This window comes from Dactylosporangium sp. NPDC000244, assembly GCF_040300725.1.
Taxonomy (GTDB): Bacteria; Actinomycetota; Actinomycetes; order Mycobacteriales; family Micromonosporaceae; genus Dactylosporangium.
Genome location: NZ_JBEPEH010000003.1, coordinates 1 through 14196 on the forward strand (window position 1 = coordinate 1; position 14196 = coordinate 14196).

Annotated in this window: 16 protein-coding genes; 8 read left to right on the forward strand and 8 right to left on the reverse strand. The window is 71.2% G+C overall.

What is annotated here, in order from left to right:
• Positions 1-193 precede the first annotated feature (193 nt).
• The gene (locus tag ABT369_RS04795; RefSeq protein ID WP_350610341.1) at positions 194-712 is read left to right on the forward strand and encodes an O-acetyl-ADP-ribose deacetylase; all 519 of its coding nucleotides are present in this window, start codon (positions 194-196) and stop codon (positions 710-712) included.
• 51 nt (positions 713-763) lie between these two features.
• Here ABT369_RS04795 and ABT369_RS04800 read toward each other — a convergent pair whose 3' ends face one another.
• Complete coding sequence (locus ABT369_RS04800; protein WP_350610342.1) at positions 764-1222, reverse strand: SRPBCC family protein; 459 nt, start codon at positions 1220-1222, stop codon at positions 764-766.
• A 102-nt stretch (positions 1223-1324) separates the two neighbouring features.
• The gene (locus ABT369_RS04805) at positions 1325-1687 is read right to left on the reverse strand and encodes a hypothetical protein (RefSeq protein ID WP_350610343.1); all 363 of its coding nucleotides are present in this window, start codon (positions 1685-1687) and stop codon (positions 1325-1327) included.
• Between ABT369_RS04805 and ABT369_RS04810 the strand changes: the two genes are divergently transcribed.
• From ABT369_RS04810 to ABT369_RS04820, 3 genes are read left to right on the forward strand one after another with little or no spacing between them, the layout of a single operon-like run.
• On the forward strand, positions 1677-2273 hold the full coding sequence (locus ABT369_RS04810) for a hypothetical protein (RefSeq protein ID WP_350610344.1): 597 nt from the start codon (positions 1677-1679) through the stop codon (positions 2271-2273). The two genes, ABT369_RS04805 and ABT369_RS04810, sit on opposite strands and share 11 nt — an antisense overlap.
• A gap of 3 nt (positions 2274-2276) precedes the next feature.
• Positions 2277-2618 (forward strand): trypco2 family protein, encoded by a 342-nt coding sequence (locus ABT369_RS04815; RefSeq protein ID WP_350610345.1) that lies wholly within the window; start codon positions 2277-2279, stop codon positions 2616-2618.
• The gene (locus ABT369_RS04820; RefSeq protein ID WP_350610346.1) at positions 2611-5805 is read left to right on the forward strand and encodes a tetratricopeptide repeat protein; all 3195 of its coding nucleotides are present in this window, start codon (positions 2611-2613) and stop codon (positions 5803-5805) included. Before ABT369_RS04815 ends, ABT369_RS04820 begins: the two co-directional genes overlap by 8 nt.
• Here ABT369_RS04820 and ABT369_RS04825 read toward each other — a convergent pair.
• From ABT369_RS04825 to ABT369_RS04845, 5 genes are all read right to left on the reverse strand, one after another.
• Positions 5771-6586, reverse strand: a complete 816-nt coding sequence (locus ABT369_RS04825; protein WP_350610347.1) for an SAM-dependent methyltransferase — start codon at positions 6584-6586, stop codon at positions 5771-5773. The genes ABT369_RS04820 and ABT369_RS04825 overlap by 35 nt on opposite strands.
• 16 nt (positions 6587-6602) lie before the next feature.
• Positions 6603-6788 carry a hypothetical protein gene (locus tag ABT369_RS04830; RefSeq protein WP_350610348.1) on the reverse strand — a complete coding sequence of 62 codons (186 nt, stop codon included), beginning with the start codon at positions 6786-6788 and terminating at the stop codon, positions 6603-6605.
• A complete protein-coding gene (gene amcB, locus ABT369_RS04835; RefSeq protein WP_350610349.1) occupies positions 6785-7903 on the reverse strand; it encodes a cyclophane-forming radical SAM peptide maturase AmcB in 1119 nt (372 codons plus the stop codon). Before amcB ends, ABT369_RS04830 begins: the two co-directional genes overlap by 4 nt.
• 168 nt (positions 7904-8071) lie before the next feature.
• Positions 8072-8740, reverse strand: coding sequence for a hypothetical protein (locus ABT369_RS04840; protein WP_350610350.1), 669 nt, complete (start codon positions 8738-8740; stop codon positions 8072-8074).
• On the reverse strand, positions 8737-9312 hold the full coding sequence (locus ABT369_RS04845; protein ID WP_350610351.1) for a SigE family RNA polymerase sigma factor: 576 nt from the start codon (positions 9310-9312) through the stop codon (positions 8737-8739). The genes ABT369_RS04840 and ABT369_RS04845 overlap by 4 nt, the downstream gene beginning before the upstream one ends.
• A 199-nt stretch (positions 9313-9511) precedes the next feature.
• Between ABT369_RS04845 and ABT369_RS04850 the strand changes: the two genes are divergently transcribed.
• The gene (locus ABT369_RS04850; RefSeq protein ID WP_350610352.1) at positions 9512-11023 is read left to right on the forward strand and encodes a S8 family serine peptidase; all 1512 of its coding nucleotides are present in this window, start codon (positions 9512-9514) and stop codon (positions 11021-11023) included.
• On the opposite strand, the gene ABT369_RS04855 is transcribed toward ABT369_RS04850, so the two are convergent.
• Positions 11011-11781, reverse strand: coding sequence for an alpha/beta fold hydrolase (locus tag ABT369_RS04855; protein ID WP_350610353.1), 771 nt, complete (start codon positions 11779-11781; stop codon positions 11011-11013). The genes ABT369_RS04850 and ABT369_RS04855 overlap by 13 nt on opposite strands.
• A 75-nt stretch (positions 11782-11856) precedes the next feature.
• On the opposite strand from ABT369_RS04855, the gene ABT369_RS04860 reads away from it, so the two are divergent.
• The 3 genes from ABT369_RS04860 to ABT369_RS04870 all read left to right on the forward strand — a co-directional run bounded on the left by ABT369_RS04860 (position 11857) and on the right by ABT369_RS04870 (position 14181).
• Positions 11857-12684, forward strand: coding sequence for a hypothetical protein (locus tag ABT369_RS04860; RefSeq protein ID WP_350610354.1), 828 nt, complete (start codon positions 11857-11859; stop codon positions 12682-12684).
• A gap of 10 nt (positions 12685-12694) precedes the next feature.
• Complete coding sequence (locus ABT369_RS04865) at positions 12695-13429, forward strand: phosphotransferase enzyme family protein (RefSeq protein ID WP_350610355.1); 735 nt, start codon at positions 12695-12697, stop codon at positions 13427-13429.
• A gap of 116 nt (positions 13430-13545) precedes the next feature.
• Positions 13546-14181 carry a TetR/AcrR family transcriptional regulator gene (locus tag ABT369_RS04870; protein WP_350610356.1) on the forward strand — a complete coding sequence of 212 codons (636 nt, stop codon included), beginning with the start codon at positions 13546-13548 and terminating at the stop codon, positions 14179-14181.
• Positions 14182-14196: the final 15 nt, after the last annotated feature.

The window sequence follows — 14196 nt, forward strand, 5'->3', positions numbered from 1 at the left end:
AACCTGACCGAGGCCAACGCCAAGTCGTACTTCGACTTCGCCCAGGTCGGCGACCCGATCACCTACACCAACACCGGTGGCCCGACGATGCCGACCTGGGACGGGTACGGCGACTGGAACGTGGCCTGGACCACCTGGCAGGCGGGCGGCGCGGTGCCGGCCAACTGACCCACATCTTGACATGATGTCGGGCGTGGAGATCGAGCTTGTCACGGGGGACATCACCGCCGAGCGGGTGGACGCGATCGTCAACGCCGCGAACTCGTCGCTGCTGGGCGGCGGCGGGGTGGACGGCGCGATCCACCGCAAGGGTGGTCCGGCGATCCTGGAGGAGTGCCGGGCGTTGCGGGCCAGCCGGTACGGGCGGGGACTGCCGGTGGGGCAGGCCGTGGCGACGACCGCGGGCCGGCTCCCGGCGCGCTGGGTCGTCCACACCGTCGGGCCGGTGTGGAGCGCCACCGAGGACCGCTCGGCGCTGCTGCGCGACTGCTACCGCAACTCGCTGACGGTCGCGGCCGGACTCGGCGCGACGTCGGTCGCGTTTCCGTTGATCTCGTCCGGCGTGTACCGCTGGCCGAAGGAGGACGCCGTCATCCAGGCGTTGACCGAACTGCGGACGCTGCCGCCGGGCATTGAGCGGGTACGTCTTGTCCTCTTCGACGACGCCACCCGGCAGGCCGCCGAACGCGCCATGAACTCCGGCAGGCACTGACTCGGGCCGCCATGACGTGGGCGGCGCCCGAGCCCCGAAGGGTGTACGGGCTTATCCGCCGGGGTAGACGGCCGGGGTCCGCCGCCGGACGGCGATGTCGGCGAGCCGGGACAGCATCTCGGCGCTGCGCGGGCCGAGCAGCGCCGCTTGGACCCGGCGCGGGAGGTACCGGCCGATCCCCTCGGTGAGGTCGTACGTCAGGGTCACCCGGGTGCCGGCCTCGACCGGTTCGAGGTCCAGCCGTACCGTCGCCGCGCCGAGCGGCCACGCCCGGGCGTGCAGCTCGAGCATCTGGCCCGGGATCACCGCCCGCACCGAGGTCACGTCCGTGATGTGCAGTGGCCAGGGCCCTACCTGGTGGCGCAGGCGGGTCCCGGCCGCGGGCCAGGCTTCGTCGACGTCCCGGATGTGGGACGCGCCGACCACCCAGCTGGCGTACGTCCAGCCGTCGGCCAGGACCGCGAAGATGCGATCGGGTGAGGTGCGGACGAGTTTGCGTCGCTTGGCCACTGCCGTCTCCCTTCGACGCGCCGGGATCCGCAGCCTTCCCGATCCTGGCCGGATTAAAAGCCTGCGCGGTTCAGCCGTACAGCCGCCCAGGCCCGAGCCGCGTTACGAGCGCGCCGGCGCCGTCGCCTCGGCCAGGTCCGCGGCGGCGGTCGCGGTGAGGCCGTCGACCGCCGCCGCGGACTCGGTGCGCGCCCGCGTCGCGTCGCCCAGGGCGTGATGCGACGCCGCGTACTCGGCGATCGGCAGGTACGGGTTGGCCCGCAGGTTGGCCGCGGCGATGCGCAGCGCGAGCGGCAGCCGGGCGCACTGGGCGATGACGTCGGCCACCGCGTCCGCCTCACCCGCGACCCGCTCGGTGCCCAGGATCGCGTGGGATGGCCCGGCGTCCAGCGGCGCCGGCGGCACCGGGGCGGCACCGTCCAGCGCGACCAGCCCGCGCAGGTGGTCCCGGCTGGTGACGATCACGCCGCAGCCGGGGGTGCCCGGGCAGCAGCGGGCGGATCTGGCCGGGCTCGGCCGCGTTGTCGAGCACGATCAGCAGCCGGCGGTCGGCGGCGACGCTGCGGTACAGACTGATCAGCTGTTCATCGTCGGCCGGCAGCTGGGCCGGGGGCACGCCCAGCGCGCCGAGGAACCGGGCCAGTACCACCGCCGGTGCGAGGGGCGGGGTGACGGAGTACCCCTGCAGGTTTGCGTAGAGCTGCCCGTCGGGGTAGTCGCCGCGCACCCGATGGGCGACGTGCAGCGCGAGCGCGGTCTTGCCGACCCCGGGCGGACCGACCAGCAGCACCGGGGCGGCCGCGAGGCGCCGCCGCACGTCGGTGTACTGCGTCTGGAGCCGCAGCGGCCGTCGAAATCGTGGCCGGCCTTGTCTTCCGCTATTGGCGCGACGATCTCGCGGCCGGAGAACGGCTGGCTCCCAACGTGCGACGGCCAGGCTGAATGGGCTCACATCAACCGGATGGGACGCCGCCTCCCGGCCGGCTTGCAAAGTGCGCCCAGAGGCGGTTCGGCGGTGTCTGAACGGCTGCTGATATCCGCGTTCGAATAAGATATGAAGGTCGATGTGGAGGCTGGGGAGAAGCTGGCTCAGGGTGGCTTGTTGCGCGGTGAACTGTTGCTGGCCGACGCGCTGGAGAGCCTGCGCGAACAGCTGACGGAAGCGGTCGACCGGGCTCAAGGCCAGGACTTGTTGCTTTCGTGTGAGAGCGTCGAGGTGCAACTGCAGGTGGTCGTGTCCACCACCCGTAAGGGCGAGGCCAAGGCGGGGCTTTGGACTGTCGTCACGGTCGGCGGTGGCGTCGACTACGCGTCCAGCGCCACGCATGTCGTCAAGCTCGTGCTCAAACCTGAGCTCAACGGCGCCGGCGGCAAGCTGAAGCTGAGCGATGCATGACGGGCTCGTGATCGACGACGTGCACGCCAGGGTTGTTGAGGTGTCGAGCGCAACTGGCGGGCGCGGTTCAGGATTTGCCGTCACCCCCGATCTGGTACTGACGGCGGCGCACGTCGTCGCGGACGGTTCGGCGGTCGAGGTTGTCGCCAGTGGCGGCGAGCAGTTCCGTGGCGCTGTCGTGTGGCGTAACGCGACGCTTGACGCCGCGTTGGTTCGTGTACCTGTTCGGCGCTGGGACGGTATCCACACCCGGTGGGCCACGCTGTCGGGCACGCAGCCGGTGTCGTGCACCGCGATCGGCTACCCGAGGGTGCAGAAGACCCCCGACGGTCGTCGCGTCGAGGAGCATCTGGCCGGGTTCATCATGCCCGCCACCGGACGCCGCATCGGCCGGTATGCGATCAACGTCATCAGCTCGCTGCCGTATGAACGGGCCGGAGGCGGGTCACCGTGGTCGGGCCTGTCCGGGGCCGCGGTGCTGACCGGCGACGGCCGTCAGGTTCTCGGTGTGCTGGTGGACGATCCGACCGGGTTCGAGGCGTCGCGTCTGGAAGCGGTGCCTGTGGCGGAGCTGCTCAACGACGCCGGCTTCGCGGGTCTGGTCGGCGTCGGCCAGGCCGCACTGGTGGTGGTGATCGGCGGACCGAGCGCGGGCGCCGCCGTGGACCGGGTGGCTGTAGCGGCATCAGTGGCTTGGCCGTTGTGTGTCGGCATGGTGCCGGAGCTGGCCGCGGCATTCCAGCCCCGTCGGCTGCTGCGGGAGCGGGTCGAGGCTGCGCGGAACGCCGGCGCCGATGTGATCCTGGCCGACGGCGGACGGATTCGGCGGCGGACCGGGCTTCTGGCTGGTCACGGCGGCGTCGGCAAGTCGCAGCTGGCGGCTTGGTTCGCCCATGAGGCGATCAGCGATCCGGGCCTCGATCTTGTGGTGTGGGTGCCGGCGGACAGCGCGGAACAGGTCATCGCGACGTACGCGAGGGCCGGCGGGCGGGTGGTGGCTCCGGGTGTCACGGGCGGTGACGCCATGGCCGACGCGGTGGCGTTTCGGGAGTGGCTGCTGAGCACGGACCGGTCCTGGCTGGTCGTGCTGGATGACGTCACCAGCCCGGCGCAGCTGGCGGACTGGTGGCCACCGTCGCGGCCGAACGGCTGGACCCTGGTCACCACCCGGTTGCAGGACGCCACCGTGATCGGCTCGGGACGCTACAAGATCGACATTGACGTGTTCGCGGTGGAGGAGTCGGCGGCGTATCTGGCCGATCGGCTGTCCGAGGCCGGACGGCAGGGCCTGCTCGACGGGGCGGCCCCGGAGCTGGCCCGGGAGCTGGGCCAACTGCCGCTGGCGCTGTCGCACGCCGCCGCGTTCATGATTAACGAGGAAGAGTCCTGCGCGCGGTACCTGGCCCGCTACCGCGGCGGCCGGCAGCGCCTGTCCGAGCTCATGCCCGCCAGCATCGATCCGGACGGGTACGGCCGGCCGGTGGCCGTCACGCTGCTGCTTGGTCTGGACGCGGCCGACGCGCTCGGCTCGGATGCCGCCGCGTCCGCCGTTGACGGGCTGGCCCGGCCGACGCTGTTGCTGGCATCGCTGCTGGACCCGGCCGGTCACCCCGAAGCGATGTGGGCCACCTCTGCGGTCACCGGCTACCTGTCCGCGCACCGGACGCGCTCCGCAGGAACGTCGGTCAGCGCCGGTCAGGCGCGGATGGCGGTCCGGCGGCTACACCGTTACGGCCTGCTCACCCACACCAGCTCAGACCCCACGCGCGCCGTCCGAATACACGCCCTGACCGCACGAGCCGCTCGCGAGGCCGCTGACGATCTCACCGCCGCGGTCCGCGCCGCGGCAGATGCCTTGATGGAACTGTGGCCCGTCCTGGAACGGGACACCGCCTACTCGCAGGCGCTTCGGGCCAATGCCATGGCCCTGCGCTCGGCGGCCGACCCGCTCCTGTGGACGGTTTGTGGTGGCGCTCATGAGCTGCTGCTGCAGCTCGGTCGCGGCCTCGGCAACGTCGGACTCGTCGACGCCGCGCGCGCCTACTTCGACCAGTTGCACGCCACGGCCGTCGACCGGCTCGGCCCGGATCACCGGCTCTCCTTCATCGCCCAGCACAACGTCGCCCGGTGGCAAGGGGAGGCCGGAGACCCGGCTGGCGCCGCGCGGGCTTTCGAGCGGCACCGGGACGACATGTTGCGCGTATTCGGTCCGGACCATCCATACACACTGACCAGCCGACACAGCGTGGCCTGGTGGCGCGGCAAGTCCGGCGACGCTGCGGGCGCCGCGGCCGCGTTCAAGGCACTGCTGACCGACCGTCTTCGGGTGTTCGGCCCCGACCATCCCGATACCCTGGCCAACCGCCATGACGGCGCCCTGTGGCTGGGGAATGCCGGCGACCCCGTCACGGCGACGGCAGCGTTCGAGGTGCTGGTGACCGACCGGCTGCGAGTCCTTGGCCCCGACCATCCCGATACCCTTTCCAGCCGCCACACGCTGGCCTGGTGGCGCGGCACATCAGGCGACGTGGCTGGAGCTGTGGCGGAGTTTGAGACACTGCTGACCGACCGGCTGCGGATCCTCGGTCCCGATCACCCGGCGACCCTGACCGCACGGAGCAGTCTCGCCTGGTGGCTCGGACGGGCCGGAGACGCCACGGGGGCCGTGGCCGCGTTCGAGGCGCTGCTGGCGGATCGTCTTCGAGTGCTCGGCCCCGATCATCCCGCCACTCTGGCGACCCGTCACTGCCTCATCCACTGGCGCGGGGCGACCGGTGAGGTCGAGGGGGCGGTCGCGGCGTCCGAGGTTCTGCTCGTCGATCAGCTGCGGGTGCTCGGGCCCGGCCACCCCGACACCTTGGTGACCCGCTTCACCCTCGCCTGGTGGCGCGGCAACGCCGGGCACGTCGTTGCCGCGACGACCGACCTTCGGACACTGCTCGCCGATCGGTCGCGGCTGCTCGGCGCGGACCACCCGGACACGCTGGCCACGCGGCGTGCCATGGCCCAGTGGACCGCACGGGCGGGCGACGTTGCCGGCGCGGTGGCCGCGCTGGAGACGGTGCTCGCGGACTGCGAGCGAGTGCTCGGGGTGGCGCATCCTGACACACGCGCAATTCGTGACGACCTGGTCGCGTGGCGGTCGGCGGCGGCTACGGCGGCGAAGGACGACGGTACGGCTCGGTAAGGCGTCGCGGGTCGGCCAGGCCATCGGCGTACTGTGCGTCGATGGCGAGCGGCCGGGCCGGCGGGAGATACAGGGAGCGGCCCGGCTCCTGCGGCGCGGACTCGGTGCCGCCGAGGTCGCCCAGGACGAAGCAGTCGAGCTGCGGCTCGCGAGACCCGGCCATGCTTGACGAGACGTACCACACGAGGTGCTCGGCGGGGTAGAAGCGCAGCAGGTAGTCGCGCAGGGGCCGCAGTGCGAGCGCGGTCGGTTGCCGGTCGCTGGCCACGAACACCGTGCCGAAGGCATTGGGCTGCATGAGCAGGCAAGCGATGTCGGTACGCGGCTGCAGCTGATAGATGAGCAGCGTGCTCGCCTCATAGATCTGCAGACCGGGAGCCGCGTCCCGGCGCAGGTCGACCAGGATCGTGTCGATCGAGGAGACGCCGGCGAGTATCTCGATCGACAGCCCGAGCCGATCACCAGCGGCGAGGAGGCCCTGTGCGACGCTGTCGAAGACCATCGGGTTGCCCGGCGTGAGGTAGGCGACAGGCGGATCTGCCCGCGCGGCCGACACGATTGCATCGACCTGGAGGGCATAGGTATCGTCGCGCAGCTCGCCCGGCCGGTAGAGGGGCATGAGACTACGGAACCGGGCGCGCAACCCCTCCGGCAGCAGAACCTGATAGCCGTCCGGCCAGATGCTGAAGATCGTGCTGCAGGCGTCCAGCGCCCGCAGCACCTCGATGGTCAGGTGATCCGGCAGGCGTACACCCGATCCGCAGACGTAGACGTCGACCACTCAGCCGCGACCTCCGCTAGTTGGTCCAGTTGCCCCAGTTGGTCCAGTCGTTCCAGTTGTTCCACGCCGGCGGCGGTGGTGCGTTGGAGAAGTCCCCCCAGGACGGATCGGTCATGGCCTCGGCTTCGCCCGCGAGGTCTTCGTCCAGGAGGTTCAGCAGCGCTGCTGAGGGCGACGAGATGAGCTGTTCCAGGATGGTCACGGCGACTCCTTAGACACTGTCGAGTGCAACGCGGTCACGAGCGCTTGCTGGGTATTGACGCAGTAGGTGGTCTCGGCGATGTCGAACGTGCCGTGCTCGAAGTACCGGTTTCCGGCCTGGGCGCCGCCGCAGAAGTCATAGAACTCGCAGGTCGCCGCGCACGCGCTCAGGGCCGACTCGAATTCGGCGACGTACCGTCGATCATGGGCCTGCGCGAGCATGGCCGGTAGGAGTTCCCGGGCCACGTTGCCGATCACGAAGTTGTCGTACGCCTCGTCCTGAATGCCGGCCAATTCGGGTGACAGCAGCACTGTGTCGCCGTTCCAGGCAACGGTGGGAATCGGCTCGTACTTGCGATTCGACGGCATCCGGCCGGTGCGAGCTACACGCAGGTATGACAGCAGCCGCTCGATCTCACGCACCCGGAATTCCATGCCCTGGGCGCGGCGCCGGAACAACGACGCCCAGAACTGTTCGACGGCGGCTCGGGTGATGACCGGCTCCCGTCTGTTCGCGCCCTCGAACTCCTCAATGTTGAAGCCGACACGGTCGGCGCCGAGGTCGTTGAAGAAGTCCACCAGTTCATCGGCACGGCCGATCGTCTCGGCCGTCACGACGGCGATGACCGTGAACCGCAGGCCGTGGCGCTTGAGTGTGTCCAGGCCGCGCATTGCCCGGTGAAAGGCGGGGCGGCCCCCGGCGTCCCGCCGATGCGCGTTCGCCCATTCCGGGCCGTCGACGCTCACGCCGATGCTGAATCCGTGACGCGAGAACAGCTCGCACCACTCGGTGGAGATCAGGCCCGCATTGGTCTGGACGGAGTGCCGCACGCGTCCGGCGGCGCGCAGCGGTTCGAACGGCACGAGCAGCCGTTCGAACCGTTCCCTGCGCAACGACAAGGGCTCGCCGCCGTGCCATACGACGGTCACCGGATCGGCGCGGTCCTGGGCTTCGATGCCACGGGCCACCCCGTCCGCCACGCCAGGGGTCATCTCGAGTCGCTGATCGCGGGTGGTCAGGTAGCAGTAGTCGCAATTCCATGAACAACGGGTCGTCGGCTGGAGAACGACCATGCTGAACTTGCGGCCGACGCGCCGATCGGTGTCGACTCTCACGGCAGGCTCCGTATTGGCGGGCTGATCGACGACTGACGCTGTTCAGCGTACGGAGCGGCTTCCCGGAACGACTCGCCCTAAACGGCGAATCAGCCAAGCCACACAGCGCGCTGTTCGCGGATCACGTCGCCGCACCTCGATGGGAGCAGTTCCGTATGCGAGCCCAGGTCAGCTCGCCCTCGGCAAATGGGTCATCGGTGCGACCGATGGAGCCGTAACGTCGACGGTGATCACCGCCAAGGGCGTGTTTCGCGGTCCGCACTCGGCCGGTTCGATGCAGTCGAGGTACAGGTCGATGCGAGTCCGGCCGATCTGGTCGTGCGACACGACCAGTCCGATTCCGTCGGTGAAGTTCCAGTCCCCGGACGGCCCCGGCCCTTGAAGGAAGATGCCGTCGGGGTGAAAGCGCAGCTGTGCCGCACACGGCCCCTCGGCCTGCAGCAATATCATCGAGTTCCCGGGCATGGTGACGAGGTTCCCGCCGCCGCCGGGCTGAATATGCGCGAGCGGCGTGGTGGGGCCGCCGGCGGTGGTGGGAGGCTTGACCGCGGTGACCGACAGCCCGGCACAGGATCCGTTCGTGACCAGCGCGACGGGCTTGGTCGCGTCGTACGAAGCGGTTGCGGCGGGATCTCCGTCTCCGGTGACGAACGCACGGTTCGTGATGGCACCCGCGGCAAGCACCAGTACAGCGATGCCGAGGACAGCGGCAAACCGGCGGCGTCGGTATCGGCGCAGCGCCCGCCTACGGACGACGACCAACAACGTCGTGTCGTCGGGCGCCTGATCGCCCTGCTCCACGAGGGCCTGCCGGACAAATTCCTCCAACCGACTCACTGCCGATCCTCCCGCCGCGCCGTCGTGCGTTCGATCTCGTCACCTAGCTCAGGGTGGCTTCGTAGCGTGCTGAATGCCCGGGTGGCGAGGCTGCGCACGGTGCCCTCAGCGCACCCCAGGAGATTCGCGATCTCCCGATCGGGAAGTCCCTCGTAGTACCGAAGGACCAGGACGGCCCGCTGTCTTCGCGGCAGTTGCGACAACACGCGCCGTATCCGTGCCCGTTCCGTCACGCCTTCCGCGTGATCACCGTCGGAACGATCCGGAACCGGCCCGACGACCTCCCGACTGGATCGCCTCCGCCACCAGCTCACGAACTCGTTGACGATGATCTGCCGCACGTACGCTTCCGGCCGCTCGATGGCCGCCCGTCCATCCCAGCGGAGGTACGCCTTGACCAGGGCGTTCTGAACGAGATCCTCAGCCAGGCCGCGATCGCCGGTCAGCACGTAGGCAAAGCGCAACAAGACCGAGCCGCGCGCCCGCACGAACTCATCGAATGCCGCCATGCGTCCCAACCCGATGCCCTCCACAACCTGACTGGACGCGATGACGCACACGATCCGCTGCAACCGACTTGTGTCACCGGGCGGGACCCGGCCGGGTGCGGGCCGGGTGCGGTTCGGCGGGGACCGGACGACATCGCGTCGGGTGGTCGGGCAGGACCGGCGGCCGAGCGGGCAGACCCGGCCCGCGACCCCTGGCCTGGCAACCAAGGCCCGGCATGGTGGAACCCGTCGCCGCATGGAAGCGGCGGGAACGGAGCACCCCATGCCATCGAGGGCAAAGCGGCGACGGATCGTCGCGTCCGTCGCGGCCACCGCTGCGGCCGTCGCCGGACTCGGCGCGGCCGCGGCACCGACCCACCCCATCAGCGACGCGGCCGGGTGGGCGTCCAGCGCCTGGCTCGGCGGCAGCTCGAGCGGCACAGGCACGAGCCTCGCGACGGTTCGCGCGGCCATCAACGCCTCCACCGGTACGGCGGCCACCCTGACCGGCGCCGGAGTCGGCGTCGCGCTCATCGACACCGGCGTCGCCCCCGTCGCCGGGCTGCCCGCGTCGCAGATCGTCAACGGGCCCGACCTTTCGTTCGAGTCGCAGTCCCCGGACCTGCGCTACCTCGACACGTACGGCCACGGCACCCACATGGCCGGCATCATCGTCGGCAATGACACCGCGACCGGGACTGTCGGGCTGGCCCCGAAGGCGAAGCTGACCTCGATCAAGGTCGGCACCGCCAACGGCGCCGTCGACGTGTCGCAGATCGTCGCCGCCGTCGACTGGGTCGTGGCCCACCGCAACGACGACCCGGCGAACCCGATCCGCGTGCTCAATCTCTCGTACGGCACCGGCGGCACCCCCGAGTCGTGGAGCGACCCCGTCCAGTTCGCGGTCGAGCAGGCCTGGCTCAAGGGCATCGTCGTGGTCGCGGCCGGCGGCAACGGCGGCAACAGCGACCTCACCCTGACCGACCCGGCCAGCGACCCGGCGGTCATCGCGGTCGGCGCCGCCACCACCAAGGGCACCACGATCGCCACCGACGACGACTTCGCCAGCTTCACGACGGTCGGCGGCAACAACCGCCGCCCCGACTTCATCGCCCCAGGCGAGTCGATCCTCTCGCTGGCCGACCCCGGCTCCAACGTCGACCTGTCCTACCCGTCGGCGAAGGTCGGCACCACCCTTGTGCGCGGCAGCGGCAGCTCCCAGGCGGCCGCGGTCACCTCGGCGGCGATCGCGCTGCTGCTGCAGGCCCGCCCGACGCTGACCCCGGACCAGGTCAAGACCGTGCTCAAGACCTCGGTCAGCAACACCTCCGGCCTGGCCAACGCCCGCAACGTCGGTGAGCTCAACCTGGGCGCGGCCCTGACCAGCCAGAACACCTGGGCGTCGGGCTGGAACCGGTCCAGCGGGACCGGCGCGCTCGAGGGCGCCCGCGGCCCGAGCCACGTGGTCCGCGACAACGTGACGCTCAGCGGCGAGAACACCGTGTGGGGGCCGATCAGCACGCCCGCGTGGGCCCCGAAGAGCGCCGCCCAGACCGCCTGGTCGGGTGGCACCTGGCTCGGCTACCGCGTCGCCGGCGACAGCTGGACCGGCACCTCCTGGGCGTCGAAGACGTGGGCCGCCGCGACCTGGTCCGGAAAGCCGTGGAACGGCGCGTCGAGCTGGACCGACCCCGACTGGTCCGGGCACTACTGGTCGGGCCACTACTGGTCCGGGCACTACTGGTCGGGCCACTACTGGTCCAGCGACGACTGGTCGACGGCCTACTGGAACTGATCGAGGTCCCGCACCGCGGCGACGACCGCGGGGGAGTCCTTACTGAGGATCTTGGAGTGGTTGCTCGCGACCCGGGCACTGATGCTGATGTTCGGGTTGCGGGCGACGATCGGGTCGAGGGTCGACCGGCCCTCGTCCATCTCGCCGTCCTGGCTGCCGAGGCTGTCCCCGGTGGCCAGGACGAACCGCACCGGGCGGGTCAGCCGCTCCAGGACCGGCCCGCTGGCCGCCCCGATCTCGTTGAGCTCGATGTTGACGTCGGCGTGCTCGTCGGCGCTCATCCGCGCGCCCATGCCGAGCCGGGCGGTGATCGGCAGCAGCAGCCGCATCCGGCGGAACAGCTTGCGGATGCGGGCGGCGCCCTCCGGGCCGGTCAGCCCGACCGGGAACGCGTCGACCGTCACCAGGCCGACGACCCGCTCCGGGTTCCGCTCCGCCCAGTGCCAGCCCAGGACGCCGCCGTAGGACCAGCCGACGAAGATCGCCCGCTCGACCTCGCGGGCGGCGAGGACGGCGTCGAGGTCGCGCAGGCAGGCCTCGAACGAGTAGTCGGCCGAGCGCTTGGACTTGCCGCGGGCCCGCTCGTCGTAGCGGATGTGCCGGTAGCCGTCGCCCAGCCCGGCGACGACGTGGCGCCAGTGCGACTGGTCGGCGTAGGCGCCGTTGAGGTAGACGACCGGCAGGCCGGGGCCGCCGGTGTCGGTCACGTACAGCTCGGTGTCGTCGACCGGAACCCAGTACTGCTGCTGCTGTGTCATGGTGAGAACGATCGCGGGCCGCCCTGACACGGAACCGCCACTGCGCTGACACCGTCCGGGATATCGTGGACGACCGTGATAGCGCTGGCGTTCGCCGTGGCCGGCGCGCTCGGCTACGGCATCGGCTCGATCGCCCAGGCGGCCGGCGCCCGGCGCAGCCGCGACACCCTGCGCGCCCTGGGCCACCCCCTGTACCTGGCCGGCCTCGCGTGTGACCTGCTGGCCTGGTTCGCCTCCCTCGTCGCGCTGCGGACCCTGCCGGTCTACCAGGTCCAGGCCGTCCTGGCCGGCTCCCTCGCGGTGACCGTCGTCGCCGCCCGGCTGTTCCTGGCCGCTCGCATCCGTCCGCGGGACGCGGCGGCGGTCGTGGTCACGATCCTGGCGCTGGCTGTCGTGGCCGCGGCCGCCGGGCCCCAGGACGAGGTGCGGCCGTCCGCGGCGCTGCGGTGGGGCCTGGTGGCGTCGGCGGCCGTGCTCGCGGGCGGTGGATGGCTCGCGACCCGTGCGCTGCGGCCGGCCGCGGCCGCGCTGGCCGGGCTCGCCTACGGGGGAGCGGCGCTGTGTGCGCGGGCCCTGCCCGTGCCCGCCCACCGCGATGTCCTCGCCATCGCCGGCTCGCTGCTGGCCGAGCCGCTCACGTGGGCCCTGGCCGTGTTCGGCGTCACCGGGACGCTGCTGTACGCGTTCGCCCTGCAGTACGGGCAGGTCGGGCCGGTGACCGCGGTGCTGTGGATCACCGAGGTCGTGGTGCCGTCCGTGGTGGGGGTCGCGGTCCTGCACGACACGGTCCGGGCGGGCTGGGCCCCCGCCGCCGTGCTCGCGGTCCTGGCCACCACGGCCGCCGCGGTCGTGCTGGCCACCGCCCCGGCCACCGCGACCGCCACCGTGGAGAGCGCCGAATAAGCTGTGCCGAGTGGGATGGGAAGCACTCCGGCGATGGGGTGAGGACGCCACTCGCCTCGAACCGCTCACCGGCGGCGTCGCCAACGACGTGTGGAGCGTGCGCGTCGACGGGCGGCTCGCGGTCGGCCGGCTCGGCACCCGGAGCGACGCCGATCTCGCCTGGGAGACCGGGCTCCTCCAGCACCTCGACCGGGCGGGGCTGACCGTTCCGGTCCCGATCCCCACCACCGACGGCCGGCAGTTCGCCGACGGTCTGGTGGTGATGAGCTACGTGGACGGCGGACCGCCCGAGACGCAGGACGACTGGCGTCGCGTGGCGGCCACGCTCCGCGAGCTGCATCGCCTGACGCGGGGCTGGCCGCAGCGGCCGGGCTGGCGTTCGTCGACCGACCTCCTGCACGCCGAGACCGGGACGAAGATCGACCTCGGCGCGATGCCCCCCGAGGGCGTCGCGCGATGCCGGGCGGCGTGGGCGCGGCTCGCCGGACGTCAGACGTGCGTCGTGCACGGCAACCCCACCAACCCGGGCAACGTCCGGGTGACCGCGGGCCGGGTCGCGCTGATCGACTGGGACGAGTCGCACGTCGACGTCCCCGACCTCGACCTCGTGCTGCCCGGCAACGCCGCCGGCCTCGACGACGGCGCGCTCGACATCGCCGGGCAGGCGTCGGCCGCGTGGGAGGCCGCCGTGTGCTGGGACGACGAGTACTCGGCCAGGCGCCTCGCCGAGGTCCGGGCAGTCTGAGAACGGCCTACGGCCGCCCGTTTGCCGCGCGAGAATGTGGTTGCGGGTATGAGATGCGCCTCGTCTTCGCCTACTGAGTTGCACCCAGTGCATCGTTGCACCTAGTGTAAGCGGACGTGAGTGATCATGGGGGACGGCGGGAGGCGCTCAAGGCCCGCCACCGCGCGGCCATCCTGGATGCCGCGCGGAGCCTCATCGACGAGCGGGGCGGGGCGCACTTCTCCGTCGACGAGCTTGCGGACCGGGCCGACGTCGCCCGCCGTACCGTCTTCAACCACTTCGCCTCCCTCGACGACGTGCTGCTCACGCTCGGCACCAACGTGCTCTCCGTCGTCATCAACGACTTCCTCGCGCAGGTCGCGGCCGCGCCCGTCGGCGACGGCAGCCGGGCCTCCATGTTCGACGAGCTCGCCCGGACCCTGCGCGCGGCCGACCTCGCGGCGGTGATCGTCTCCGTGACCGCGATCGTCGGCGTGGCCTTCGAGGACGACGCTCGCTCCCCGATGCTCACACACACCGCGTTCCGGCGGACCGGGGGCGCGCTCGCGGCCGAGGTCACGCGCCGGTACCCCGGGGCCCACCCGCTCGACGTCGAGTTGCTCATCAACTCGCTCATGAGCGGCATGACCGTGATCGCCGGCCGCTGGATCGCGATGACCGGCGCCGCCCTCGACGACGAGTCCCGGGCGGTGTGGGACGACCTGCTCACCCGGCTTCTCGACAACATCCGCAACGGATATCTGCCTGCCTGAAAGGAATACCGCGGC